Source organism: Hymenobacter seoulensis (assembly GCF_054780535.1).
This window is the reverse complement of record NZ_BAAGWD010000002.1, coordinates 681382-707496: the sequence shown is the minus strand read 5'-3', so window position 1 is coordinate 707496 and position 26115 is coordinate 681382. Positions and strand designations below refer to the sequence as shown.

Here is a 26115-nt window from a genome sequence, read left to right as displayed (position 1 = left end):
ACCTACAGGCCAACTATGAGATGAGCGCTATTTAGCGCCGTGTTATGGTAGTGTTACAGCAACTGGCGTAGCTGATACAGCTACGCCACAGACATAAAAAAGCCCCGCCACTTACGTGGCGGGGCTTCCTGATACTGGTCTAATCGCGCTGTTGCTTACGCAGCTACTTCTTCTTTCTGCTTTACTAGCTGCACGCTGGCCGAGAGCTTCACGTCGTCGCCGAGGACGATGGAGCCGGCTTCGGTTACAGCGTGGAAAGTCAGACCAAACTCTTTGCGGTTGATTTTGCCGCTGATTTCAAAGCCAGCCTTTTCGTTACCGTAGAAATCGGTAGCCACGCCGCCGTATTCTACATCGAGGGTAATTGGCTTGGTCACGTCCTTGATGGTCATGTTGCCAGTCAGCTTGTATTCGTCGTCGCTCTTCTTGGTCAGTGAGGTCGATACAAACGTGATTTGGGGGTAGGTAGCGGCGTCGAAGAAGTCGTTGTTGCGCAAGTGTTCATCGCGCTGCTCCTGATTGGTGTCGATGCTGCTCACGTCCAGCGCGAAGCGAATCTGGGCATTTTCAAAGCTGTCGTTTTCAGTTACGGCCTGGCCTTCAAACTTTTTGAATGAGCCGGTAACGGTTGAAATTACCAAGTGCTTGATTTTAAACTGCACTTCGGAGTGGGTGGGGTCAATTGCCCAGTTAGTAGTAGCCATGGTAGTACGTTTTGCTGTTGATGACACGGGAAGACTCTGGAGCAGTTGCGCCGCTGAATCCGGAACAAATGTAGAGACATTATTTTAATTGATGTACCTACATGAATAAATATTTTTTTGTTCCCTTGCCTGTGTGAACAGCTAGTAAAAAACGTCCTGTTGTGCCTGTGCCGCATCAAGACTAGGCTTTAAGCATCTCGCGTAGCTAGGCTAGTAATGCAGCGCAACGATGAAGGCGAGATGCTTCGACTACACTCAGGATGTCAGTTATCATTATAACGTCAGCACGCAAGATGCGTCGACAAGCTCAGCATGAAAGGTCGAAGGCACGAAAGCTTATGGTTGCTTGCTGTTTACACTCCTTCCCTAGGTAGCTAAAAGCACTGAAGCCGAAGCAGCGGTGGCTACTTCGGCTTCAGGGGCAAAAAGTACTTGATGACTTAGAGCAGCACTGTTTCTTTGGGCTTGTTGGCAATTACGCTGCCGGCCATTTCGCGTAGGGCCTGCGCAATGCCAGTGGCGTCGAAGCCACACTCCTTATAGAGTTCATCCTGCGTGCCGTGCTCTACTACTCTATCTGGGATGCCCAACCGCCGCACGGGCAAGGCATAGCCGTGGTCGGCGAAGAATTCCAGCACAGCGGTGCCAAAGCCACCTTGCACGCAGCCATCCTCCACCGTGACGATGGCTTTGTACCGGCGGGCAATAGTGTGGAGCATTTCCTCATCCAGCGGCTTGCAGAAGCGCATATCGTAGTGGCCAGGGTTAAGCCCTTCGGCCACAAGCTGCTGGGTAGCCTTCACGGCGTAGTTGCCGATGTGACCAATGCTGAGTACCGCCACGCCTTCGCCCTCACGCACCACACGGCCGGTGCCAATGGTGAGCTTCCTGAGCGGTTTACGCCATTCGGGCATTACACCTTCGCCACGCGGGTAGCGAATGCTAAACGGACCAGCATTTTCGGGTAGGGTAGCCGTGTACATCAGGTTGCGCAGCTCTTCTTCATCCATGGGGGCCGAAACCACCATATTCGGAATGCAGCGCATATAAGCCAAATCGTAGCAGCCGTGGTGGGTGGGGCCATCAGCACCGGCGAAACCGGCGCGGTCGAGGCAGAACACCACGTGCAGGTTCTGTAGGGCTACATCGTGCACTACCTGGTCGTAGGCGCGCTGCATGAATGAGGAGTAAATATTGCAGAAGGGTACCAAGCCCTGCGTGGCCAAGCCCGCCGAGAACGTCACGGCGTGCTGCTCGGCAATGCCCACATCGAAAGCGCGGGTAGGCATGGCTTTCATCATGATGTTCAGCGACGAGCCCGAGGGCATAGCCGGCGTCACGCCCATGATTTTATCGTTCTGCTCAGCTAGCTCTACAATAGTCTCGCCGAACACGTCCTGGTACTTGGGCGGCTGGGGCTTATCGTAGGTTTTCTTATGGATTTCGCCCGTTACCTTATCGAAGAGGCCAGGGGCGTGCCACAGCGTCTGGTCCTTTTCGGCCAGGGCATAGCCTTTGCCCTTCACCGTTACGCAATGCAGGATTTTAGGCCCAGGGATGCTCTTCAGGTCGTTGAGGATGGTAGCAAGGTGCTGCACATCGTGGCCATCCACGGGGCCGAAGTAGCGGAAGTTTAGGGCTTCAAACAGGTTGCTCTGCTTAAGCAGGGTAGCCTTCATGGCCGACTCCACCTTGCGGGCAATTTGCTGAGGGTTGGGGCCGAACTTGCTGAGCTTGCCCAGCACATTCCACAGCTCGTCGCGCACCTTATTATAGGTACGGGAGGTAGTGATGTCGGTGAGGTATTCTTTGAGCGCGCCCACGTTGGGGTCAATGCTCATGCAGTTGTCATTGAGGATAACCAGTAGGTTCGATTTTTCAACGCCGGCGTGGTTCAGGGCCTCGAAGGCCATACCGGCCGTCATGGCACCATCACCAATTACGGCAATGTGCTGGCGGTCGAACTCCTTTTTGTAGTCGGAGGCCACGGCCATGCCCAGTGCGGCGCCAATGCTGGTGCTGCTGTGGCCAACGCCAAAGGCGTCATACTCACTTTCGCTGCGCTTGGGAAAGCCCGACATGCCATGATAGCGGCGGTTAGTCGGGAACCGGTCGCGGCGGCCAGTCAGGATTTTGTGGCCGTATGCCTGGTGTCCTACGTCCCAAACCAGCTGATCGTGAGGCGTATTGAACACGTAATGCAGCGCCACCGTCAGCTCTACTACCCCCAGCGAGGCGCCAAAGTGTCCGCCGTAAATGGATACGGAATCGATGATGAACTGCCGTAGCTCCTGGCTGACCTGAACCAACTGTTCCGGGCTGAGCTTTTTCAGGTCGTCGGGGGAATTAATTTCCGCCAGCAAGGCACCAGGTTCAACAATCATGTGGCAGGGGGTAGGAAAAGAAAGATAAGTAGCAAAGCAACAGCTAGGTGGCCGAAAGGTTAACCCTTCTTAGGTTCCAGCTGCCTACAATTAGACAAAGTTACGGGTTTTCCAGAGGAGCGGATTAATGCCGTACTTATGAAATTGCGGGGTGCCTATATAGAGCGGACTATCACTCTCGATTTTCGTTAACCCTACTTTAATATCCTCCCCTGCCCGAATCCGTACCTTTACCCGCCCCCACCCGCTCTTATTGCCATCGTATGCCCCAGCTCACGGAAACCCAGAACGAGGATCAGCAACTGTTGGATAAGCTCCGCCCTTCGCGGATTATCCTGCCGGTGCTGATTGGGTTGAGCGTAGTGGGCTTTATGTTCTGGCGCAGCTATAAGCCCGGCGACTTGGCTCCACTGGCCAATGCCAAACCCACATGGCTGCTGCTGATGCTGGTGGTGCTTGTAGCCCGCGACGCCGGCTATGTGTACCGCATCCGCTACCTCACCCAAAAAGTACTGAGCTGGCGGGCCGCTCTGGACGTGATTATGCTTTGGGAGTTTTCTTCGTGCGTACTACCCTCCGCGGTGGGCGGAACCGCCGTGGCGCCGGTGCTGCTACACAAAGAAGGTATTCCGCTGGGTAAATCAGTGGCCTATATCATGGCTACGGCTATGCTCGATAACCTGTATTATGTGTTGGCCGTGCCGCTGGTAGTGCTAATTGGCGGCGACGCACTGTATCCGCACGAGGCGCTGCAGGGTGGGTTGGTGGCTACATTGAGGGTAGGCTTTATTCTGAGCTATGTGTTCGTGACGGTGTATGCGCTGCTGATGCTGTACGCTATTTTTATCAATCCGCAGGCGGTGAAGCGGCTGCTGGTGCGCCTGTTTTCCTTGCGCGGGCTGCGGCGCTGGCGCAACAAAGCCTATAAAATGGGCAACGAAATGGTGCTGGCCTCGGCGGAGCTGCGCAACAATGGCCGCGCGTATTGGGTGAGGGCATCGGTGAGTACAGCCTTCGTCTGGACGGCGCGCTACTTGGTTATCGGGTGCCTGATTGCGGCGTTTATTGATGTAACGTGGCCGGAGTTCTGGCTGATTTTCGGGCGCAACCTTACATATAAGGTCATTCTGCTCATTGCCATTACGCCCGGCGGCGCGGGCATTGCCGAAGGCGCCTTCCCCACATTCTTCGGCAAATTCATCGGCACCGCTACCATGACCAACTTCATGGTGCTGATGTACCGGCTGCTGACCTACTACCTCTACCTAATGCTCGGAGCCATCTTCTTGCCCCGCTGGATTACCCGCATTTATGGCAAGCGCAAGGTGGAAGAAGTGATACACTCCTAGTGTAAAAACTGCTTAGAAAGCAGTGCAGGGTGAGTAAGCCAGTTGTTTTATCTATACTAGAACGCCTTGCTTCGACAAGCTCAGCAGGACGTTTTTTGGTATAACGGGATGGCTCAATCCCCTACAATCAGCTTCTTAGTCTTCATCGCCTAGCAATTTAAATACACCTATCGGGGCGCAGGCAAGTTGGGGGCTGTAAGAGGCCTAGGGAGCCACGGCTTTCAACTCTGGTGCTGGCTCAGCGGGCACCGGGCGCTGGTAGGTTTGCCAGAACTCCGTGCGGTACGGAACTTTAGATAGTTGCCATAATCCGCCACCGCGCATGTCTTTGCTTACTTTCTGATCCGGCATGTCGGTGGCGGCTACCGGCACGGGAGCGGAGAAATACACCTCGTTGATTTTCTGCTTGTGAAAGGATCCGGCGCCTAGTACGCGCCCAACTGCCGAAGCCTGCGCCACGCTGGAGGCAGCATAATACCGGCCACTAGGAGCCTTCTGGTATACTACTACGTGCGCTTTGCGGTGCTCAGAGTAGACACCCTGGTACAGCCGCGAAATGGGGCTTCGGGTACCGTAGTATTTGCGCGCAATGCTGTTCCATTTCAACGTATCCTCCTGCCACAGCGCTTCGTAGCGCACCACGGCGTAGTCCTGCTCCCGGATGTATACTTTTCCGGAATAGCCACCTTCCAGATACATGCCGGTGGTACGGTGGTTGGCCCGTTTGGCAGCAAAACGTATGACATACACCGTTTCCGTTCCGCGCTGTTCAATGGTATCGAGGTGCAGCTGGTATTTGCCCAGCGTGCTGCTTTTGAATAACGGTGAAATTCGCACCGGGTCGAAGCCTCCAGCAAAACCGTGCCCTCCCTCATCATTGCCTACTATCCCTTTTGGCTCCGGCACAGGAGCTAGCACATGCTTCTGCTGCAAGCGGATCAATGGATACGGCTCCATACCCAGAAAACCACCCGCCCAGTTCTTATAGCCGGCTGGCACGTATTCTTGGCCAACGCATTCTAACTCCTGGCTCAAGGTATCAAAGCTGATGCTGCGGCGGTGTATGTATGCCTGCGCCACATAATCCTGCCGCTCATAATTGGTTTCAGCAGCCTTAATCACCTTTTTCATAATCCGCTTCGGGTCCTGCGACTGCGCGCTTACACGCACATTAGCCAGCGCAAAAGCAGCGGGCTGCAGCTTCATGGCCAAGGCACCACCGGGCTGAGCCGCCCATGTAGTGGGCTCATACCCAATGCTGCTCACCTGCACCGTTTCGCCCCTACGCGCTTCCAGCCGAAAACGCCCCTGCGCATCGGTGATGGTGCCTGCACTCCTACTAGGTATGGCCACGGTGGCAAACGGTACGGGCTGACCGGTTTTACGGTCGAGTATGGTACCGCTGAGTGTTAGCGCCGCGCCGGCTTTAGCTGACACACGCAAGGCTGGGTTTGGCCGCAGTGGCCCGGCAGAGGGCATTGTGGCCGTAGTGGGCTCAACTGGCACTTCCGCACCGGCAATAGCTGCGGCTGCATGCGGCGGATTGACTGACTTCAAGTACAGTACTCCATCCAGCACCTCACTCCAATGGCCGGCAATGGGCATAAACTCGAAGGCATAGGTAGTAAGCCGGCGACCGGACGCATCATGCTTCAGGCTAACGAAGCTATACTCCTGCCCTTGGGCCAGCAGTTCAGCTTCCAGGCTGCCGGCCGCAGGAGCCGGAACCGGTTGGTGCTTGCCCCAATAGCCAAACCCGTGCGTACCGCCACCAGCCACCGTACTCAGCACGTACACCGCATCCTGGCCCAAAGCTTCCCTCACCGTCTGGCCCATAGGCTTGAATTCGCGCAACTCCGCATTTTCTAGCGTGGCCACTTTGTTAGCTAAGTGCCCAATGGCGCCTAGGCACACTACTTTTTCCTGCGGATGTTGGCGAACGTACCACAGTAGGTTATCGGCCATCTGTGCATCACGCGCATTGCTATCGGAAGCTTTAAAGCTGGCTGAGTCTTTAGCAGCGGGGTCATTGGTGGTATAGTCCTGGGCCAGTGCCCGGATGCTGCGCAGATTCTGTAACCAGAACTTGGCTCGTTCCCGGCGGGCGGCGTCGGAGCCGGCAGCTACTTTTTCGAGCAGCTTGCGGGCCTTATTGAGCTGCGCCGTGAACAACAGAATTTGGTGCGAGGGCGGAAAGATGTTGGTTTCCCCCATCGTGCTCAGGCATTCGTCAAGGTAGTCATAGGCAATGCCATCGGCCCCTTTTTCCAGTTTCAGGAAAGCTTCCAATTCCTCTAGCAGCTCGTCGTTGCCCCACCCCACCTGCGAGTCGAAGCCAGCCACGCGCATTCCGCCTTTGCCCAGCAGTGGTAGGATAGCCTGAAATTCCTGCGTTTCGGTCCAGACGGGATATACCGATGCCGAAATTGCGGCCGCTACCGGCGCGCCGGCCTGAATTTCCCGCTCGGCCCGATCAAGCGCGTAGAAACCGCTTTCAAATGCAACGGTAGTAAACCCCATCCGCTCTTTCAAGAACCGTAACACCCGAATGCGGGCCTCGGTCGCATTGCCTACGCCATGGGTGGGCTCACCAAGCATAACGACCCGCGCACTGCCAATTTCCTGGCGCAGAAACGCCAAGTCCTGAAAGTCGGTGTCAATGGGGTTGATGCTGCGGACGGGGTGGGTTACTAGGCCACTGGGTAGGTTAGAAGCCGTTTGCGCTCTACTGGCAGCTATAGATAAGAGGAACAGAGACAGAATACATACCAGCCGAAAACCTAAAAACATACAGCAGAAATAGAATGGAGCTACACTAACGCTACAAGCTAGGCATAACTGTACAGCTTATATAGGGTATGCTCTATTTCGCTTTTAGGCGGGGCGGGTTACTGCTTATAAAACTTGCTTCTCTCGGGTTTGCCTGCTCCATCAACCAGCAGATAGTAGGCGCCCGCCGGCAGATGGTGCACCTCCACCATATTGGCCCCCGCACTCGTCTTGCCATCCAGCAGGGTTTGCCCGAACAGGTTCACTACCCGGTAAGGCACGTTGGCCACAGACGTTTGAAAAGCGAGCTGACCTTGCACCGGATTAGGATACACTGTAATGGCCTCAGGGGCCGCGCGCAACACTACCACCGAAGAGAAGTTGCTGGTGCCATCGGCATCTACCTGGCGCAGGCGATAGTACAGCGCCCCGCTCGGTACTAGGCCATCGTACCATGCATAGGTGTGCGCCGTCTGGCTGGTGCCCTGTCCTGCTAGGGTGGTTAGGGTGGCAAAGTGCTGGCCATCGGTGCTGCGCTGCACCTGGAAATAGGCATTGGCTAGCTCCGTGGCAGTGGTCCAGTGCAGGCGCACACCTTCATTTTGGCGCTCAGCCCGGAAACCGAGCAGGGTTACGGGCAGCGGGTTCTGGCTGCCGGAAATGTCGGTACTGCCGAGGGTAAAAGCTCCCAGCGCCGCTACGGTGCCCGAGGTAAGCGTGCCCGATACGTACGCATCAGTAGTGGTGGAGCTGGTGTAGCTGCTGCGGCCGCCGCTAATCCATTCGGTACCGTTGTACTGGGCTACTACCAGCGTGCTTGCCTCCGGATTCGTGACTTTGTCATCGGGCCCGAAGCTAAGCGTGACGGTGGCGGCAAAATTTTCGGAGCCGGTAAGGGCGGGCTCCGGCGTGATGGTAAAATAGCGCGTGCTGTTAATGCGCTTCAGGCCGGCACCCAGCGGCTGAGCAGCGAAGCCACCTTCGGTTTGGGTGGCCACAAACGTGGTGGCGCGGCTCAGGCTGCTAATGTTGAGCGTCAGGGGGCGGAACGTATGGCCTTGCGCATCCAGGCGGCCTAGTGGAAACGTGAGGCTGGCCGCACCACTGGTCTGCCGCGCTACCGGCCCACTTACAAAGCTGTTATCGGAGCCACCCGTAGGTTGATTTAGCAGCGTCAGTAGAGCTGTGGCGTCGGTATTGAGCCGGCCGCTGGTCAGTTGCAATATATTGTTGACGGTGATGGGGGTTGCAAGCGTCACGCCATCGGTGCTGGTGTTGTTGATCTGCAACGGCACGCTAGGCCCCAAATAGCTGGAACTGGTAGGGCTACCCCAAGCCGTACCGCTGATGCGTTGGGGCTTGCTGCCGTTCAATACCAACTTTGCGGCAGTTGTTTGGCTGGGCTGAAACCGGAAATTGCCTCGCACTACAATGTCGCCGGCTACCCGCAACTCACTGTTCAGATCAGGGGCAAACGTCACGGCAGCCCCTACAATCAAGTTGCCCCGTATCGTCAGCGGATTGGCCCCGCTTCCGCCATAGGAAGTATAGGGCTGACCCGGGCGGTTGCGGAACACCAAGTTCGGGTAGGTGCGGCCGGCCAACGACGGCGTGGCACTAGCCTGGTTTTTGGCTCGAAACTCCCAAGTGCCGGCCTCGGTGCCAGCTGTGGTAGCCAGCGTCTGTACCAAGGCGGCATGCGGCCGGTCAGTATAGTGCCGATAGGTGCCACCATTGTAGATATAAAATACTTGGCTGGTACTCTCAATAGTAATAACACCCTGGTCGCTGGAGTTGGTAACCACGCCTTTATCATGGATGGCCAGCGCAATTTCGGTAGCGCCACTGCGCGTGAGCGTGAGGGGCGTAGTGCTGGTATTGAGGGCTGGAATTTCAAAGAAGATGGAGTCGCCGGACCCTGGGTTTACGCGCAACGAGCGAACCGTAACGGCAGGTGTACCCACGGCAGAAGCGGCTATGCCGGGCGCCAGTACCACCGCATAGCTTTTGGCTACGCTGGTATGGTCCAGCAGTACATCATCGTTGGAGGTAGGTAGGGCATCTTTGTCCCAGTTTTGTGCGTCAAACCAACTGCTCGTACCGGCGCCACCATCCCAACGTACCACTGGCGTAACCGTGAACGTACGGCTCTCGGAGCTGCCCCCGCCCGGCGCAGGATTGAACACCGTGACGGGAAACGAGCCAGCCGTTGCCACCGCACTAGCTGGCACACTGGCACTAAGCTGCGTAGCACTTACTACCGTAGTAGTCAGCTCTGTGCCATTGAATCGCACTACGCTGCCTGCCCCGAAGCCACTGCCCGTAACAGCCAACGTAAACCCACCGCTGCCGGCAGCTATACTAGATGGCGCCAATGCTGTAAGTGTGGGCTTGGGGTTGAGCAGAGAAGTAGCCTGCACCTGAAAATTATCAATACGAACTGGGCCAACGCCAGACGCGCCACTTACTAGTAGCCGTACCACAACCGCTGCTTTGTTATTGAGGCTGCTTTGGCTTGAAAGGTCAATCAGGTGCTCGGTCCAGAATCCGCTGCCAGTGGTTATGGGTGTTGCGGTTTCAAACGTGCGCCCACCATCACCACTGAAAGCTACTGTAATAGTACTGGCACCCGTGGACGGGTGGTACTGCTGGTAATAAAGCTTATAGCCAAAATAGCTGGGCAGATTAGCTCCGCCAAGCACAAATTCAAGATACCGGGTATTCGTGCCGGCTGAGTTGTTCATACCTAGTGCCAGGCCAGCGGTACCCGCCGTGAAGGCGCTTGAGCCAGTGGCAGTGCCCGTGAACGTAACGAAGGGCTCGGTTGAGGAAACGGAGCTAGTGACGTCGGTAGCCACTGTCGGCGAGATGCTGCTGAAGCTGGTGCCGCTGTTGAAATCGTAACTGACGACGGTCGTCGTCGTCTGGGCTTGGCTGTTGAAGCTGCTCCACAAAAGCAGCAGAACGGTAAGGCGTGTAAACAACGTCTGGGACTTCATATACCAGGTTTAGTGGGAGTTATAACGTGCTAGCCAGTGCTCTGCACTACCCGCCCCTAACCGACATGAAATCAAAATTGTCCAATCATCACTGTACAAGATTTTATGCCTCGACAGTACTTACTGTTCACCTATAGCCATAAAAAAAGCCCTTTTGCATAGTACAAAAGGGCTTTTCTAATTAGGAAAAAACTTGGTTTATTCCTTTTCTAGGCGCAACTCCGCGCCTTGGGGGCTTTTTAGGGTCAACTTGTCGTCGGTCAGGGTTACTACATCAAAGGTGTTGCTTTGGGTAGCACCGTCGGGCGTCATCGTGATTTTCTTGGCCGCCTGATCAAAGGTGTACTTACCGTTCACTGCTCCGGTTGGCGACATCATGGTGTACTGCTGGTTCGCGAAGAACGTGATGCGCTCATCTTCCTGGGCATCGGTCTGTTTTACTTTGTCGCCGGAAGCGCTGAGTTCTTTATCGGTTTTCCATACTTTGCTTTCCTTACCGTAAAGCATATTAACGCCTTCTACTTTACCTTCTTTGCTGCCACAAGCAGCCGTGAAAAGTACTACCAGCATAAGCAGGCTAGCTAGCAAGCGAAAAGAGGAAGAGGGGGTTTTCATGGGGAGAATGGTTAGATGAGAGAGTAGATTTTATGTCTCTGCTCAGCCTCCTGGATAACCAGGCTGCTAGGTCAGCATTGCCACTCTTACGGCAGCATTCCCCAAGATGTTCGCGCTACAGTCCGGCTACAACTTATTGCATTATCAAGCGTAAGAGAGGCAAACCAGACCAGTGCATCGTGCTGATTCTCGGTCAATTCCCCTCTCACAACTAAACTGACTTACTGCTATGGGACTGTTTGATTTCCTTTCTAACGACGGCGATAAGAAGCCTGTTCAGCCTACTACTCCTCCGGCAGCGGGTGGTGCCACCGATTTTTTTGGCAACGCCAACCAGGCCGCAGCTACTACTACTCAGGGCGATACCTATACCGTAGTAAGCGGCGACTCGCTTTCGAAAATTGCCAAGCGCCATTACGGCGACGCGGCCAAGTGGCACCAGATTTATGACGCCAACAAAAGCGTTATCGGCTCGAATCCCGACCTAATTGAAGTAGGACAGGTACTGACGCTGCCCAAGCTCTAGCATTTCTCTAGCTTCGAAATATCCAAAAAAGCCACCTCTTACAAGGTGGCTTTTCTGTGTTTCTAAAGTTCCCTGTAATATGTTTCGGATGGTGGTATGGCCCACAGAGACTAAGGCTCACTGTTGCCTAAAGTGTACCCTCTGCTCAACAGGAGCAGAAAAGACAGCTTGTTGCCTGCATCTATTAGTGCCTGCCAATCAACAAGTTGACGGCTACTCATCTTAACGCAGCATAAGCATATTAGCAGTATCGGCTGATTAAAAATTATTTTCACTAGCTATTGCATATATCGAAACTAGGCCTATACCTTTGCAATACCAACTAGGTACTCTCCCGCTCGCGGCGGGGCAGTTTTCAAAGATTTATACAGAAGTGGCGAGAGAACAGGCTCCCTGACCCACTGGCAACCTTCGACCGCGCGAAAGGTGCCAATTCCTGCCCGACCAGCCATTCGGCGGCGGGGCATATAACTCAGAGTGCCATGGAAAACACCTTCGCTTTCGCCCTTCCTTCCGCTGCTGCCCAGTCTGCTTTGTTGCTTACTGCCCAGCCGCTTACCTGCGTTTCTAGGGCTTCTGTAGCCGCCCACGCTGCTTGGCGAATGCGAATGCGCTGCTGTAGCGGCGCTTGTTGTTGCTGTAGCTAGCCCACGCACGGCGGCCCAGCTTCTCCCCTCCCCTGTTTCCTGGGCTTTGGCCCCTGGTGCTGCCTAGGCAGCGTCGCCTGGCTCGTCTGTTTGCTCAGCTCGCCCTCACAGGTTGCTGACTTCAGCCCGGCTCCTGCTACGCCCTTGCGTAGCCCCCACTGTAGCGGTTTACGCTCCCTTCCTTCATATCCAACTTCCTGCTAACCAGCCTTGCTATGTCCACGCAGAACGCTCACTTCGAGACCCTCCAACTCCACGCCGGCCAGCAGCCCGACCCCGTAACCGGGTCCCGCGCCGTTCCGATTTATCAGACGACCAGCTACGTATTCAAGAATGCCGAGCACGGTGCTAACCTGTTTGCCCTGAAGGAGTTCGGCAACATCTATACCCGCTTGATGAACCCCACCACCGACGTGTTCGAGCAGCGCATAGCCGCGCTGGAAGGTGGCGTAGCGGCACTGGCTGTTTCTTCGGGGCAGGCGGCGCAGTTTATTGCCCTCAACAACATTCTGCAGGCCGGCGACAACTTCGTGAGCACTACGCACTTGTATGGCGGCACTTACAACCAGTTCAAGGTGGCGTTCAAGCGGTTGGGCATTGAGGTGCGCTTTGCCAACGGCGACCAGCCTAGCGAATTTGAAGCTCTGATCGACGAAAATACCAAGGCGCTTTACCTCGAAACCATCGGTAACCCGAGCTTCAGCATTCCGGATTTTGAGCGCATTGCCGCCATTGCCAATAAGCACGATCTGCCACTCATTGTGGACAATACGTTTGGAGCCGGGGGCTACCTGTTCCGGCCACTGGAGCACGGCGCGCACATTGTAGTTGAGTCGGCCACAAAATGGATTGGTGGCCACGGCACCAGCATTGGCGGCGTGATTGTAGACGGCGGCAAATATGACTTCGGCAACGGCAAGTTCCCGCAATTCACGGAGCCCTCGGAGGGCTACCACGGCCTCGTTTTTAATGAGGTATTCGGCAAAGGTGGCCCGTTCGGCAACATTGCTTTCATCATTCGGGCCCGGGTAGAAGGCCTGCGCGATTTTGGCCCTTCGCAGAGCCCGTTCAACTCTTTCCTGTTGCTGCAAGGCCTCGAAACCCTAAGCCTGCGCGTAGACCGCACCGTGGAAAATGCCCTGCGCATTGCTACTTGGCTAGAGCAACATCCGCAGGTAGAAGCCGTGAACTATCCCGGCCTGAAGAGCAGCCCGTACCACACGCTGGCCCAGAAGTACCTGAAGCGCGGCTACGGCGGCGTGCTCACCTTCGCCATCAAAGGCACCAAGGAAACCGCTATACAGTTCATTGATAACCTGAAGCTAATCAGCCACCTGGCCAACGTTGGCGACTCTAAAACGCTGATTATTCAACCCTCGGCTACCACGCACCAGCAGCTTTCTGAGGCAGAGCAGCGGGCAGCCGGCGTAACACCCACGTTGCTGCGCCTGTCGTTGGGCACGGAGCACTTCGAAGACATTCGGGCGGATTTGACCCTAGCCTTTGACGCCGTGCGCACGGCAGCTACTATTCCTTCCGGGGAGAGTGGCAGCACCCTCCTACCCGAACCCGAAACCGAACACGTTGCCACGCTGGAAGTCTGATACTTGAGAGGGGTTGATGCCGGGCCGCAGGTGAGAGAGCGGCTCGGATCAGCTTCCAGCAACGCAGCGCGCGGGCTGGTGCCTGGGCTTTCAGGAGAGAGGAAGCCGAGGACCAACGCCGCCCGCACTACAGCCGGGGCGGAGCCGGGCAGAATCGGCTCCGCCCGCAGGCTATTGACTTTGAAATTGCCCTAGTACCATGCCTTCCGAAGAAGAACCACACCTGTTTCGTTTGCCTAGGCCACTTCGGCTGGAAAGCGGCGCCATATTGCCTCAGGTGAACGTAACCTACCATACCTACGGGCGCCTAAATGCCTCCCGCGACAATGTGCTATGGGTGTGCCATGCCCTCACGGCTAACTCTGATGTGCTGAGCTGGTGGCCGGGGCTAGTAGGACCGGGCTGTTATTTCGACCCCGCCGACTGGTTTATTGTGTGCGCCAATGTACTAGGCTCCTGCTACGGCACAACCGGTCCAGCCTCTGCTGATGCCGACACGGAGCAAGCACCATATCAGGCGTTTCCGCTCCTGACCATCCGGGATATGGTAGCTGCCCATGAGGCCTTGCGTGAGCACCTTGCCCTACCGTCTATCCATACCCTGATTGGCGGCTCTTTGGGTGGGCAGCAGGCAGTGGAGTGGGCGGTGCAGCGGCCGGCATTGTTTGAGAACCTAGTGCTGCTGGCTACCAACGCACGGCACTCGGCCTGGGGCATTGCCTTCAATGAAGCCCAGCGCCTAGCCATCTTCGCCGACCCAACCTACCACACGACCACGCCGGACGGCGGCGCGGCGGGGTTGCGGGCAGCCCGGGCCACGGCGCTGCTCAGTTACCGCAGCCACCACGCCTACGGCCGCACCCAAACCGAAACCGACGACGAGAAGCTGGACGATTTTCTGGCCAGCTCTTATCAGCGTTACCAGGGTGATAAGTTGGTGGCGCGCTTCAACGCTCACAGCTACGTAGCCCTGTCGCGGGCTATGGACAGCCACCACGTGGGCCGGGGCCGCGGCAGTGTAAAAGCAGCCCTAGGGCGCATTAGGGCCCGAACCCTGGTACTTGGCATAACTTCTGATATACTGTTCCCGACTTCTGAGCAGCAGCAGCTTGCCCGCTACATCCGGGGGGCGCAATACGCTGAAATGGAGTCAGAATATGGCCACGACGGCTTTCTGATTGAAACTGCTCAAATCACTCACTTCCTTGAACGATTTTACGTCCAGACCTATGTCCACTAGCGCTGCGCCGTTACCCGCATTTTCTTCTGATTTCAACGCCCTAGCTAAGCGCAAAAAGCCGGCTACCCCGGCGTCGGAGCGCCGGCAGCTCCTTTTCGATCTGACCTCTGAAGCCGCTTTACTAGCTGCCCGTACCTTCGGAACCTACCTGCAACCCGAGCACGTGTTTCAGAGCAGCATCGAAAACCTGCAACCCGTTGATATTGCCTTTGCGGCCAGCTACGGCTGCCAAATTGAGCTGGAAGCCAGTATTCAGCGCCTGCCCGATGGCCGCATTACGGCCCTGATAATGCCCCAGCTCGCCCCGCAAATGGGCGCGGCAGCTGTCAGCATCGATGCCGATTTTACTTCGGCTTCGGGGCCGCTACCTGGATCTTCGGCCCTTACTGACTTGGAGGTGGAAATTTACCTGCGCACCGACGAAGACCGCCTGATTGACCTGCTTGACTTCAGCGAAATTTCGGAGGAAGCCGATGAGGATGGGTACGTGGTAGGCTATGTGGCGCTGGCGCATCTGCTGCGCCATCGGGAGGTGCTGCGCAAATACGGTGCGTTTCTGGTGCGCACGGGCAATGTGCGCCCAGTAAGTGCCAATGAGTACTCGGAAGAAGCAGCGTAAGCCGTTTACTACCCTAGCATTACTACAAAACCCTCCGCAGCACGTGCTGCGGAGGGTTTTGAGTTTCAGGCGGCCTAGTACGGACTAGCGGTAGTAGTGGGCGCTGAAGCTGGCGGCTCCGTTGCAGCCTGGGTAGCCGGTAGCGCTGGCAACGATGAAACTCCTGCTGAATCAGGAAGAGCTTTCAATACGTCGGGTTGCCAGCTGAGCGCTGGGCTTGGCGGCTGCACGGCAAGCCCTACACGCCTAGGCAATAGGAAGGCCGTAACCTGCGCCACGCGCCGCGGATTAAGCGCGGCGGCCAGCAACGGCCCGGGGGCACCATTCCCCAGAAGCGGCCGCAGGAAGTCACGCATTACAAAGAAAGCCGAATCAATGTAGGTGGCCTCAAAGGAGTATGGCACGTGGCCCGCGCCCCGGAAACTGCGCAGTACGCTGGGAACGCCCACGGCATTGGCCCTGGCACGCAGGGCACCGCTGCCGTACACCAGCTGCGGTGGCAGCGCCGAGCCCACGGTGCCGCGCCCATACGGCACCAGCCCGTCGCGGGTGCCGTGTACGCTGCACAAGGGTACATCGCCTTTTTCTAGCCAGGTGGCGCTGGCCAGCGCGCCGCAGAGGTTAATTACGCCCCGCGGACGGCTGCTGTACCCGGCGTGTCCGCCGCTGCCTTCCAGCCCGCCCAGGTCAGCAAGCCCTAAGTAAGCGGGCACTTCAGACACTTTATTGAGGTAGCCGGCTTGCAGGGCCATAAAGCCGCCGGCTGAAGACCCGCCCACAAACACAAAGCCTGGGTGCACCCGAAAACGCTTGGCATTGGCGGCATCATGCCGAAAAAAGCGCACCGCCGCCCGCATATCCTGAGTGGCCCGGATGGCGGCTCGGCCGATGCCTACGGTATCAAAGGGAAAGAAATACAACCGATAATCAATGGTAGCCGCAACATAGCCAAGCTTGGCCAGCCGCGTGCACAGCGCCGTCATAACGGCATCGTCGCGGGTGCCGGTCAGGAAGCCACCTTCGTGAGCCAGCACTACTACCGGGCGCCGCCGCACGGTGTCGCCGGTGGGCTGGTACACATCCATGTACAAGGTCTGGGGCAAGCCCAGCAGGCTGGTTACCTGAGCAAACTCCACCCCACGCTGCACCGTCACTTGCCGGAACATAGGCTTGTGGTAGCGGCCCCGGGTAGTATCGGGCGCGGCCTGGGCCTGCAACCGAGTTGGCAGCAGGCCCAGACCTAGCGTCAGTAGTAAAATAAAAAAGCGCACAAGCAGCATCAACTCAGAAAACACAAAAAGGTACGGGCATCACCTCTCCGCAAAGTTCGGACTAGTTTTCGGCACTTAGTCACAGAACGCAAGCAGCTTGCTATGTTTGTGCATCTGCTCTTCGCCCTTTCGTATGCCCACTACTGCCCCTCTCCCCTTACGGCCCGGCGACCGGGTTGCCATTGTCTGCCCCGCCCGCAAAGCCTCGCACGAGGAACTGGCCGCGGCCATTGCCACGCTGGAAAGCTGGGGACTTCAGGTAGTGCTCGGGGCTAGTACCAACGTGGGCTATCATCAGTTTGGCGGGGCCGATGAGGTGCGCCGCCAAGATGTGCAGCAGCAGCTCGACGACCCCAGTATCCGGGCCATTTTGTGCGCCCGCGGCGGCTACGGCACCACCCGCATCATCGATAGCCTTGATTTTACTAGGTATGCGCAGGCGCCCAAATGGGTAGCGGGCTTCTCCGATATCACGGCCCTTAACAGCCACCTGCTGAACCTGGGGCACCAAAGCATTCATGGCGTCATGCCGCTGCTGTTTCATCAGGAAGGTGGGCAGGAGTCGCTGGAAAGTTTGCGGCGGGCGCTGTTCGGTGAGCCAGTTAGTTATACCGCGCCGGCTCATCAGTTAAATATTCTGGGCACCGCCACCGGCGAGTTGGTGGGCGGCAACCTGAGCATGCTGCAAACCCTCACGGGCACCGCTTCCGATGCTTCCACGGCCGGGCGCATTCTGTTTCTGGAAGATATCGATGAGTACCTCTACGCCATTGACCGGATGCTGGTGCACCTGAACCGGACCGGCAAGTTGCGGCAACTGGCGGGCCTAGTAGTGGGGCACTTCACCAACCCCCAGGACAACGCCGTGCCCTACGGCCAAACGCCCCACGAAATCATCAATCAGTACGCAGGCGCCTATGGTTTCCCGATTGCCCACGGCTTCCCCGTCGGCCACGAGCCCGACAATCAGGCGCTTATTGTTGGCCGCATGGCGCGCTTAGTAGTGCAGGAGCAGGGCACCGTGCTTTCCTATATCTAATTCGGTTGCCTCCACTATGTCGGTTACCATCCGTCCCGTTTCGCCCCAGCACTTTCCGCAGCACCTCGACAGCTTATGCGAACTGCTGCGAGATGCCGTTGACTCCGGCGCTTCCGTGGGGTTTCTGCCACCTTTAGCACCGGAAGAAGCTAGGCAGTATTGGCAGGGCATAGCGGCGGCGTTGCCTTCGCAGGAAGTACTCCTGCTGGTTGCGGAGAAAGAAGGAAACGTGGTAGGCACCGCACAGCTGCATCTGGCCACGAAGGCCAACGCGGCGCATCGGGCAGAAGTAGCAAAAGTACTAGTACACAGCACAGCGCAACGCCAAGGAATAGGCCGCCAGCTTATGCACGCCGTGGAAGAACTAGCCCAACAGCACCAGCGCACCACCTTGGTGCTTGACACGCTGGAGGGCGCATCATCGGAGCTTCTGTACCAGGGCCTGGGCTACACAGCCGCTGGTGCCATCCCGGAATACGCGCGCGTGGCCAATGGCGCGCTGGAAGCCACGGTGGTGTATTACAAGCTACTTCGCTAGCTCTTATTAAAGCAGAAAGCCCCGGCAACATAGGCTACCGGGGCTTTCTTATGTTTTAATGCCTAGTAATTTACTCGCCGTAGATGGTGGTGAGCACCGTCTGGCCCACGGCTTTGAGCGTGCGCCGGTCGATGATGTTCATGTTGTCCTGGGTGGTGTGGTGATAGGGCTGAAACTCACCGTTCGGCAGGAAGTCGATGATATCAATGGTGCGGACGCCGGCTTGATTGGTGAACACATGGTCATCGGTGATGCCGGTGCCATCTTGGTACAAGAAGTAATCGGAGAAACCGAGTGCGGAGGCCGTGTTCCATACTTTATCTACCACGTCGCGGGCGTTCTGGCGCGAGAGTTCTTCGCGGCTGAACTTGGCTCCTTTGGCCCCTACCATATCCAGCAGAATGCCATAGTTGGGCTTATAATTCGCGGGCACCAAGTTCTTAGACCAATACTGGGAGCCCAGGCACCAGCTTTCCTTGTTGCCCAGCAGATTTTTCTTTTCGCTTTGGGTGCTGCCATCGTAGCCATAATCTTCGGAGTCGAAGAGAATGAAGTCGACGCCCACGCCGGGGGCTAAGCTGTCGGGCTGGGCAGCCAGTGTACGCGCCATTTCAAGGGCAATAGCCACGCCACTGGCGCCGTCAGAAGCACCATCGAGCGGCTCGTTTTTGCGGGCCTGGTCTTTGTCGGCAAACGGGCGGGTATCCCAGTGGGCAAAAACGGCCACACGGCGCGGCGCCTGCGGCATGTACTGGGCAATAATGTTGCGCGACTTCAGCATTTTGCCATCAAACGCCATAGCCTCAAACGGCTGCTCCTTCACCGTCAGGCCGGCATCCCGAAACTTCTTGATGATCCAGTCGCCGGTTTGCACGTGGGCTTTGGTGTTGGGCACCCGCGGACCAAACGCTACCTGCTTGGCCGTGAAGGCGTAGGCTGAATCGGCATTGAAGGCCGGCGCTTTGGGCAATGCAGCCTCCTCGGCTACCTCAGTTTCGGCTTCCGATGCGTCTTTTTTAGAGGGGCAGGCCGTAAGAAATAATAGCGCCGACAAAGCGGCTGGGGCAAAGCGAAAGAGCGTGGTCATGAGGGCAAGTTGCAGATATAAGCGTGAAGCTCCAGCTTCGCTACTCAAAGAAAGGCTTTGGCAAGAAAGAGCCACTAGGCTGGTGGCAGTCCGAAACGCCCGTTTCGGGTTTCCGGTTACTCTTCACTGTACGCCCAATCAACGCCGGCCTTGGTGTCTTTCACCACAATACCTTGCTCCTTGAGTGCGGCCCGAATCTGATCTACTTTATCATACGCTTTCGTGACTTTGGCTTCCTGGTAGAACTCCAAGGTCAGGCGCAGTAGGTCTTCGGCGCTGGCGCGGGGCTCGTCTGCAAGGCCCAGCACATCCTGCACCAGCGTTTGGTAGGCTTGAGTGGCTTCCTGCAACGCAGCTGCACTCACAGTAGAAAGCGTGGTGGGGTTGGCCGCAAAGCCGTTGAGCTTGCGCAGCAGATTAAACAGGCTGGCAATAGCACGAGCTGTGTTTAGGTCATCGTTCAGGCCGGCAAAGCAGTCAGCCACCAGCTTGCGCAGTTCTTCATCGCCTTTGTTGGTATCAGGCGCCTGGCCTTCCGTTATCGGTAGCACAGTGCGGCTCATGATAACGTCTCGCGACAAGCTGGCATCGTTGAGCTTCTCGAGCAGGCGCAAGCCATTCATCAGCTTACGGTACCCTTTGCGGGCGGCCTGCAAGCCTTCGTCCGTGATGTCAACGGTGCTGCGGTAGTGCGCCTGGAGCAGGAAGAACCGGGCCGTCATGGGCGAGTAGGCCTGGGCCAGCGTGTTATTGGAGCCCTCAAACAGCTGGCTGATAGTGATGAAGTTGCCGAGCGACTTGCTCATCTTCTGGCCGTTCACCGTAATCATATTGTTGTGCATCCACACCTGGGCTTCGTTGGTAGGGTGGTTGCAGGCCTGGCTCTGGGCAATTTCGCACTCATGGTGCGGGAACATCAGGTCCAGTCCGCCGCCATGAATATCAAACTCGGCGCCGAGGTATTTGCGGCTCATGGCCGAGCACTCCAGGTGCCAACCCGGAAAACCATCACTCCAGGGTGAGGGCCAGCGCATGAGGTGGCGCTCGTCGGCCTTTTTCCAGAGGGCAAAATCCAGGGGGCTGCGCTTTTCCTCCTGGCCCGCTAGGTTGTCGCGGGAGCCGGCCAGCAGCTCTTCTACCACGCGGTTAGAGAGCTTGCCGTAGCCGCGCCCAGCAGCGTTGTACGCAGGCACATCAAAGTATACCGAGCCGTTGGACTCATAGGCAAACCCATTCCCGATGATTTCCTCAATCATCTGAATCTGCTCTATGATATGGCCGCTGGCGCGGGGCGTGATATCGGGGGGTAAGCAGCCCAGGGCCTCCACGTGGGTTTGGTAGAGGTTGGTATAGCCTTCGGCCACTTGCATGGGCTCTACTTGGCGGGCGCGGGCAATCTTCCCGATTTTGTCTTCGCCTTCATCGGCGTCGCCCTCCAAATGGCCTACATCGGTAATGTTGCGCACGTAGCGCACGGTGTAGCCTAAGTAACGCAGGTAGCGCGTCAGCACATCAAACACCACCGGCCCGCGGGCATTACCAATATGGGCTTCGTTATACACCGTTGGTCCGCACAAATACACTCCCACAAAAGGGGCGTGCAGGGGTTCAAACGGGGCTTTCCGACGGGTGAGGGTATTGTAGAGCGATAGGGGGTGCTGCATGGGTACAAAAGTAACCGCAGAATTTGCAGAGTAAGTGGAATGCACAGATTTTATAACCTGTGGCCAGAGGGTCCGGCGCGTAGCGGGTTGTAACAGCCAACTACGAGAAAAGACTACATACTAACCCAAATTCCCTCCAATTTCCCGCAACTAAGTCTAAAACCACTGCCAAGAGGTACAAAAGCTTTTGACCGTAGTTTATAAAGTTCACTCAGTGGTATATGCGTTGGGGTTTGGGGTATTAAACTACCTAGGGAGTTTTTCCCTTTTGGAGTTGGTAAGTAGCCATGGTGGGGAAGTGGTCGGAATACGGAATTTCATAGTGCACCCAGAAGTCGGCCACCGTCCAGTGCGGGCCGGCAAACTGGTTATCGATGCGCACAAAGGGCAAGCGGCCATTGTAAGTACTGCCCACGCCGTTGCCCACAGCTGCCCAGGCATTTTGAAAGCGGTCGGCTAGTTGGTCGTAGCTATAGCTGTAGGGCACATCGTTGAGGTCGGCACAGAGCAAAATAGGGTAGCGGCATTTGGCGAAGCGGTTTACTAGGGTGTCAACTTGCCAATGCCGGGCAATGGCGCCGCGCTTAAACCGCCGCAGCAAGCCGAGTCCTTTTTGCTTCAGGCCCGCCTTACTGGAGTAACTGTCCACGATATCCTGCTCATCCAGACTCATGCTTTGCAGATGGAAGCTGTACACCCGAATCGTATCCTGAGAAGGCAGCTGCACATCGGCCCACATGGCGTGGTTCTGGGTAAGCTTACCGAAGCTGATGGTACCGCGGTTTACAATAGGGTGGCGCGAGAAAATAGCCATACCGAACTCCGCCCCGGCACTATTGGTCAGGGTTTTGGAAAGGAAGACTTGGCGGCCGGCTTTCTGCCCGATCTTATCCACTGTCTGGAACACATCCTTATCCTTGGTACGGATAGAAGTCGGCTCGTTGTAAAACTCCTGCAGACAGAGAATATCGGCTGGGTTCTCGACCAGCCAGCGCACCATCTGGCGCGAAGAGTTCAGGCCGGCGTCGCGTAGCTGCGGATACACATTGAAGATGCGCACATTCGCTGAGAGCACCTTTACAATGGGGCCACCGGCTTGCTGAGCGGCTTCAGAAGGCGCTACGCGCAAGGGGTGCAGGGCTAGCCCGCGCTGAAAGTGCGGCCACGTAAGCACCGCCACGGCCAGCGGCAGCAGCGCTACCGGCCAGCGCCGCAGCAGCCAATACACCACCGCCACTAGGTTCAGCCCGAGGGCCAACGGTAGCGTGAGGGCCCCGAAGATGGCAGGCCAGAAGGTGTAGGCCGGAATCTGGACGCAGGCAATGGCTACCAGCACCCACAAGACCAGCAATACAGTGCACTTAAAAGCAAATGAACGACGCACAAGCAACCTTTTTCCTGACTAGTAGATCAGGAGCAAAGGTAGAGGTTACCTTTAAGCCTTAGCACTTAGAACTGGACCAAGTTTTGCGCGCACATTCTGTATCTTACTACCGCTGTATCCTACCTGCGTATGCCCCGACTTTTTACTTTCTTTTCTCTTGCGTTATTTCTTTCTATAAGCAGTTTCGCTAGCCCCTTTCCCAAGCCAAGCCCGGCTCTTTCCGCAGTGCCGGAGCGAAGCCTGGAGTTTGTGGAAAACAAAGGCCAGTGGGATGCCAAAGCGCACTATATGGCCGAGCTACCCGCCGCCGGCCGCCTGTTTCTGACGCGCACCGGCTTTACCTACAGCTTTCTGGACCCCGCCGACTTACGCACCCATGCGCACGCTCAGGAAAGCAACACCGCTGCCCGCCCGGCCTCAGCATCAAATGAGCTGCACGGCCACGCCTACACCATGACGTTTGAGGGCGGCAACGCCAGCGCCCAATTACGCGCTGATGAGCCTACCTCCGAAGTACGCAACTACTTCAAGGGCTCCGACCAACGCCAGTGGGCTAGCAATGTGCGCGGCTTCCGAACTGTAAATTATTCGGGGATTTATCCGGGCATTGGGGCGAAAGTGTATGAAAACGCCGACCAGCAGCTGGAATATGATTTTATGGTCGCGCCTAACGCTAAGCCAACTGCCATTCGGCTGCGGTATGAGGGCGTGCGCCAGCTGCAGCTTACCCCCGAGGGCCACCTGCTGATTCAAACCTCGGTAGGAGATATTACGGAGCAGGCTCCCCGCGCCTGGCAGATTGCCGCCAACGGCGAGCGGCTGCCGGTTAGCTGCCGGTTTGTGCTCAGTAAGCAGGTAGTGCAGTTCAAGCTCGGCGAATACAATCCGCGCCTACCCCTGATCATCGACCCAACCGTGGTGTTTTCCTCGTTTACGGGCTCTACCGCCGACAACTGGGGCTTCACGGCCACCTATGATGAGGCCGGCAACATGTATTCGGGCGGCATAGCGTTCAACGTAGGCTACCCTGCCTCTATCGGTGCCTTCCAGACCACCTTTGCCGGCGCTACGGATGTGGCCATCATCAAATACAAAATCACGGCCTCCGGACCGGCGGCGCGGCTGTATGCTACGTACCTGGGTGGCAACGGCACCGATGCGCCGCACAGCTTAGTGGTAAACGGCCGCGACGAGCTCGTAATTCTGGGCTCTACCAGCTCGCGCAACTTCCCCGTTACCAATGGGGTAGTGCAGGGCACCTTTCGGGGCGGCCCCACCATCAATCCGTTTGGAGGGGCCTCTGGCGGCGTAATGGAATACTCTAGCGGGTCCGACTTGTTTGTGGCTACGCTTACTACGACTGGCTCGCAGCTAGTGGCTTCTACATTTTTGGGAGGTGGCGGCAACGACGGGCTCAACCTGAACCTGATCAACAACTATGGCGACCAGTTTCGGGGCGATGTAGTAACCGATGGCGACAACAACGTGTACCTGGTTTCGGTCACGCAGAGCACCAACTTCCCGACGGCACAAGCGCTGCAATCCACACTGAAGGGCACCTCCGATGCTGTAGTGGTAAAGCTACCGCGCCTGCTGGATAAGCTGATCTGGAGCACGTACCTGGGCGGCAGCACCGCCGATGCGGCCTTCTCGGTGCAGCTCACCCCCGACCGGCGCCTGTACGTGGCCGGCGGCACTACCAGCTCCGACTTCCCAACCGTAACCGGGGCGTTGCAACCGAGGCTGGCCGGCGCGCGGGATGGATTTATTGTGTGCTTTGATCCGGCTGGCAACACGTTGCGCCAAAGTACCTACCTGGGCACCAGTGCCAGCGAAATCATCTTCTTTCTGCAGCTCGATAACAGCGGCGACGTGTTCGTACTAGGCCAGACCACGTCCTCAACCTACCCCACTACCCCCGGTTTGTACGGCAAGCTTGGTGCGCATCAGTTTATTCATAAGCTGTCGTCCGCCCTTGATAGAGGCGTTTACAGCACCACGTTCGGCTCCACGCAGCCCGGCTTCGACATATCTCCCACGGCTTTTCTGGTTGATGATTGTGAGCGAGTATACGTGAGCGGCTGGGGCGGCAGCACCAATGCCACCTATGCCGGCGGCAGCACCAAGCTGCTGGAAACTACCGCCGACGCCCTGCAAAAAACAACCGATGGCAACGACTTCTACCTGGCGCAGTTCCGCCCCGGCCTCACGGGCCTCGAGTACGCTACGTTCTTCGGGCAGGCGGGCGGTACCGGCGAGCACGTGGACGGCGGCACCTCCCGCTTTGATAAGCGGGGCGTGGTGTACCAAGCCGTATGCGGCGGTTGCCGCGGCACACAGGGCTTTCCGGTGCCGGCCGGCGCCAATTACTACAACACGCGCAATGGCAGCACCAACTGCAACAATGCGGCCTTTGCCATCAATTTCGGTATTACGGTAGCCGACCCCGGCCCTACCCGCTACGTGTGCCTGACCAACGGCCCGGTTACGCTCGGCGGACAGCCTAGTGGCGGCACCTGGACTGGTCCCGGCGTCACGCGCCAGACCAACGGTTCTTATCAGTTTACGCCTTCTGCTGACCTAGTAGGGCGCAACGTACTGCTGTACACCGTAACTACTACCGGCACCTGCCAGAGCACCCGCCCGCTCCGCATGATTGTGACGCCAGAGCTACCTGTCACGATTTCGCCCGTGCCGCCTATGTGCGCCGATGGTGCGGCCGTAACGCTGGAAGTCAGCCTGGCGGGCGGCACCTGGAGCACGGTGAAAGGCCTTTCCGGCAACGTGTTTAATCCGCAGCAGGCGGGCCCGGGCACCTACACACTGCAGTATTCTTACTCCGATTCGTTGGGCTGCGGCACCGCTACCCGCGTTTTAACTGTAAGCCCGCTGCCCCAGCCGAATGCCGGGCCTACCCTCACCTTTTGCGCCTACGAAACCAAAGCCCTGCAACTGACCGGCGCCAGCCCAACCGGCGGTACCTGGAGCGGCCCTGGCGTAACGCCCGACGGCCTGTTCACCCCACCCGATACCAACCTGCGTGGGGGCATATTTACGCTTCGCTACACCGTAGAAGTGAATGGCTGCACCGCTTCGGCCACCCGCCGCATTGTAGTCACGCCGTCGCCTACCGTCAATTTTCCGCTGAACATACCGGAGTGCTCGACTGCACCACAATACACGGGCTTGGCCCCTTTCACAGTCAACTTCGAGCCAGTGCTAACCGGCGGCACCTATGAGTGGGATTTTGGCGATGGTTGCCCCATCTCCAAAGAAGAACGTCCAACGCACCTCTATACCGCAGCCGGCACCTTCAATGTGAAGCTCACAGCCCGCTACTCCGATTGTACCGTGGAAACCAGTTTTGCGCCGGTCATCGTGGGGGATGTATTCGTCCCGAACATCATCACGCCCAACCTCGACACCAAGAATGATACGTTTGTGCCGCGCTTCAGCTGCCGGCCGGCCTCTCTGCGCATCTTCTCGCGCTGGGGCAATAAGGTGTACGAAACCGATAACTACCGCAACGACTGGCAGGCCGATAATCTGCCGGCGGGTACTTACTATTACCACCTGAAAGATGCCGACGGGCGCACGGCCAAAGGTTGGCTTACGGTGCAGCGCTAAATTGTGTGTTAGCCCCACTAATTTGGGCTAAAGAGGAGGCAGATAACGC

The 26115-nt window shown here is 57.2% G+C and carries 17 protein-coding genes and 1 riboswitch; of the genes, 8 read left to right on the top strand and 9 right to left on the bottom strand.

Translation table 11 applies throughout. The features are described from left to right. Positions 1–155 precede the first annotated feature (155 nt). Together ACYVHC_RS10835 and dxs are read right to left on the bottom strand one after the other, a co-directional pair. Positions 156–704: a YceI family protein gene (locus tag ACYVHC_RS10835; protein WP_460613742.1), complete on the bottom strand. Its 549-nt coding sequence runs from the start codon at positions 702–704 to the stop codon at positions 156–158. 440 nt (positions 705–1144) lie between these two features. Further along, positions 1145–3088, bottom strand: coding sequence for a 1-deoxy-D-xylulose-5-phosphate synthase (dxs, locus tag ACYVHC_RS10830; protein WP_460613741.1), 1944 nt, complete (start codon positions 3086–3088; stop codon positions 1145–1147). 263 nt (positions 3089–3351) lie between these two features. Between dxs and ACYVHC_RS10825 the strand changes: the two genes are divergently transcribed. Continuing rightward, on the top strand, positions 3352–4437 hold the full coding sequence (locus tag ACYVHC_RS10825) for a lysylphosphatidylglycerol synthase transmembrane domain-containing protein (RefSeq protein ID WP_460613740.1): 1086 nt from the start codon (positions 3352–3354) through the stop codon (positions 4435–4437). A 204-nt stretch (positions 4438–4641) separates the two neighbouring features. Here the strand turns inward: ACYVHC_RS10825 and ACYVHC_RS10820 are convergent, their stop codons facing one another. The 3 genes from ACYVHC_RS10820 to ACYVHC_RS10810 form a co-directional block, all read right to left on the bottom strand. Further along, positions 4642–7227, bottom strand: a complete 2586-nt coding sequence (locus tag ACYVHC_RS10820) for an erythromycin esterase family protein (RefSeq protein ID WP_460613739.1) — start codon at positions 7225–7227, stop codon at positions 4642–4644. A gap of 98 nt (positions 7228–7325) precedes the next feature. Next, on the bottom strand, positions 7326–10205 hold the full coding sequence (locus ACYVHC_RS10815; RefSeq protein ID WP_460613738.1) for an IPT/TIG domain-containing protein: 2880 nt from the start codon (positions 10203–10205) through the stop codon (positions 7326–7328). Positions 10206–10403: 198 nt separating this feature from the next. Then, complete coding sequence (locus ACYVHC_RS10810) at positions 10404–10820, bottom strand: lipocalin family protein (RefSeq protein WP_460613737.1); 417 nt, start codon at positions 10818–10820, stop codon at positions 10404–10406. A 229-nt stretch (positions 10821–11049) separates the two neighbouring features. On the opposite strand from ACYVHC_RS10810, the gene ACYVHC_RS10805 reads away from it, so the two are divergent. The 4 genes from ACYVHC_RS10805 to ACYVHC_RS10790 all read left to right on the top strand — a co-directional run bounded on the left by ACYVHC_RS10805 (position 11050) and on the right by ACYVHC_RS10790 (position 15456). After that, positions 11050–11346 (top strand): LysM peptidoglycan-binding domain-containing protein, encoded by a 297-nt coding sequence (locus tag ACYVHC_RS10805; RefSeq protein ID WP_460613736.1) that lies wholly within the window; start codon positions 11050–11052, stop codon positions 11344–11346. Positions 11347–11706: 360 nt separating this feature from the next. Next, a riboswitch (SAM riboswitch) is annotated at positions 11707–11820 on the top strand. A 388-nt stretch (positions 11821–12208) separates the two neighbouring features. Beyond that, a complete protein-coding gene (locus tag ACYVHC_RS10800; RefSeq protein WP_460613735.1) occupies positions 12209–13597 on the top strand; it encodes an O-acetylhomoserine aminocarboxypropyltransferase/cysteine synthase family protein in 1389 nt (462 codons plus the stop codon). Positions 13598–13796: 199 nt separating this feature from the next. Continuing rightward, on the top strand, positions 13797–14837 hold the full coding sequence (metX, locus tag ACYVHC_RS10795) for a homoserine O-acetyltransferase family protein (RefSeq protein WP_460613734.1): 1041 nt from the start codon (positions 13797–13799) through the stop codon (positions 14835–14837). Further along, on the top strand, positions 14827–15456 hold the full coding sequence (locus ACYVHC_RS10790; RefSeq protein WP_460613733.1) for a hypothetical protein: 630 nt from the start codon (positions 14827–14829) through the stop codon (positions 15454–15456). Before metX ends, ACYVHC_RS10790 begins: the two co-directional genes overlap by 11 nt. 74 nt (positions 15457–15530) lie before the next feature. On the opposite strand, the gene ACYVHC_RS10785 is transcribed toward ACYVHC_RS10790, so the two are convergent. Continuing rightward, positions 15531–16751 (bottom strand): alpha/beta hydrolase, encoded by a 1221-nt coding sequence (locus ACYVHC_RS10785; RefSeq protein WP_460613732.1) that lies wholly within the window; start codon positions 16749–16751, stop codon positions 15531–15533. A 109-nt stretch (positions 16752–16860) separates the two neighbouring features. On the opposite strand from ACYVHC_RS10785, the gene ACYVHC_RS10780 reads away from it, so the two are divergent. Together ACYVHC_RS10780 and ACYVHC_RS10775 are read left to right on the top strand one after the other, a co-directional pair. Continuing rightward, complete coding sequence (locus tag ACYVHC_RS10780; RefSeq protein WP_460613731.1) at positions 16861–17766, top strand: S66 peptidase family protein; 906 nt, start codon at positions 16861–16863, stop codon at positions 17764–17766. 16 nt (positions 17767–17782) lie between these two features. Beyond that, the gene (locus ACYVHC_RS10775; protein WP_460613730.1) at positions 17783–18304 is read left to right on the top strand and encodes a GNAT family N-acetyltransferase; all 522 of its coding nucleotides are present in this window, start codon (positions 17783–17785) and stop codon (positions 18302–18304) included. Positions 18305–18374: 70 nt separating this feature from the next. Here the strand turns inward: ACYVHC_RS10775 and ACYVHC_RS10770 are convergent, their stop codons facing one another. From ACYVHC_RS10770 to ACYVHC_RS10760, 3 genes are all read right to left on the bottom strand, one after another. After that, positions 18375–19391 (bottom strand): zinc-binding metallopeptidase family protein, encoded by a 1017-nt coding sequence (locus ACYVHC_RS10770; protein ID WP_460613729.1) that lies wholly within the window; start codon positions 19389–19391, stop codon positions 18375–18377. Between the two features lie 116 nt (positions 19392–19507). Further along, positions 19508–21055 carry a cysteine--tRNA ligase gene (cysS, locus tag ACYVHC_RS10765; protein WP_460613728.1) on the bottom strand — a complete coding sequence of 516 codons (1548 nt, stop codon included), beginning with the start codon at positions 21053–21055 and terminating at the stop codon, positions 19508–19510. Between the two features lie 250 nt (positions 21056–21305). Then, complete coding sequence (locus ACYVHC_RS10760; RefSeq protein ID WP_460613727.1) at positions 21306–22439, bottom strand: endonuclease/exonuclease/phosphatase family protein; 1134 nt, start codon at positions 22437–22439, stop codon at positions 21306–21308. A 225-nt stretch (positions 22440–22664) separates the two neighbouring features. Between ACYVHC_RS10760 and ACYVHC_RS10755 the strand changes: the two genes are divergently transcribed. Beyond that, the gene (locus ACYVHC_RS10755) at positions 22665–26066 is read left to right on the top strand and encodes a DUF7948 domain-containing protein (protein ID WP_460613726.1); all 3402 of its coding nucleotides are present in this window, start codon (positions 22665–22667) and stop codon (positions 26064–26066) included. Positions 26067–26115: the final 49 nt, after the last annotated feature.

Excerpts from the sequence above, each read along its gene's own strand:
- ACYVHC_RS10835 (WP_460613742.1), bottom strand. The coding sequence starts at position 704 with ATGGCTACTACTAACTGGGCAATTGACCCCACCCACTCCGAAGTGCAG.
- dxs (WP_460613741.1), bottom strand. The coding sequence starts at position 3,088 with ATGATTGTTGAACCTGGTGCCTTGCTGGCGGAAATTAATTCCCCCGAC.
- ACYVHC_RS10825 (WP_460613740.1), top strand. The coding sequence starts at position 3,352 with ATGCCCCAGCTCACGGAAACCCAGAACGAGGATCAGCAACTGTTGGAT.
- ACYVHC_RS10820 (WP_460613739.1), bottom strand. The coding sequence starts at position 7,227 with ATGTTTTTAGGTTTTCGGCTGGTATGTATTCTGTCTCTGTTCCTCTTA.
- ACYVHC_RS10815 (WP_460613738.1), bottom strand. The coding sequence starts at position 10,205 with ATGAAGTCCCAGACGTTGTTTACACGCCTTACCGTTCTGCTGCTTTTG.
- ACYVHC_RS10810 (WP_460613737.1), bottom strand. The coding sequence starts at position 10,820 with ATGAAAACCCCCTCTTCCTCTTTTCGCTTGCTAGCTAGCCTGCTTATG.
- ACYVHC_RS10805 (WP_460613736.1), top strand. The coding sequence starts at position 11,050 with ATGGGACTGTTTGATTTCCTTTCTAACGACGGCGATAAGAAGCCTGTT.
- ACYVHC_RS10800 (WP_460613735.1), top strand. The coding sequence starts at position 12,209 with ATGTCCACGCAGAACGCTCACTTCGAGACCCTCCAACTCCACGCCGGC.
- metX (WP_460613734.1), top strand. The coding sequence starts at position 13,797 with ATGCCTTCCGAAGAAGAACCACACCTGTTTCGTTTGCCTAGGCCACTT.
- ACYVHC_RS10790 (WP_460613733.1), top strand. The coding sequence starts at position 14,827 with ATGTCCACTAGCGCTGCGCCGTTACCCGCATTTTCTTCTGATTTCAAC.
- ACYVHC_RS10780 (WP_460613731.1), top strand. The coding sequence starts at position 16,861 with ATGCCCACTACTGCCCCTCTCCCCTTACGGCCCGGCGACCGGGTTGCC.
- ACYVHC_RS10775 (WP_460613730.1), top strand. The coding sequence starts at position 17,783 with ATGTCGGTTACCATCCGTCCCGTTTCGCCCCAGCACTTTCCGCAGCAC.
- ACYVHC_RS10770 (WP_460613729.1), bottom strand. The coding sequence starts at position 19,391 with ATGACCACGCTCTTTCGCTTTGCCCCAGCCGCTTTGTCGGCGCTATTA.
- cysS (WP_460613728.1), bottom strand. The coding sequence starts at position 21,055 with ATGCAGCACCCCCTATCGCTCTACAATACCCTCACCCGTCGGAAAGCC.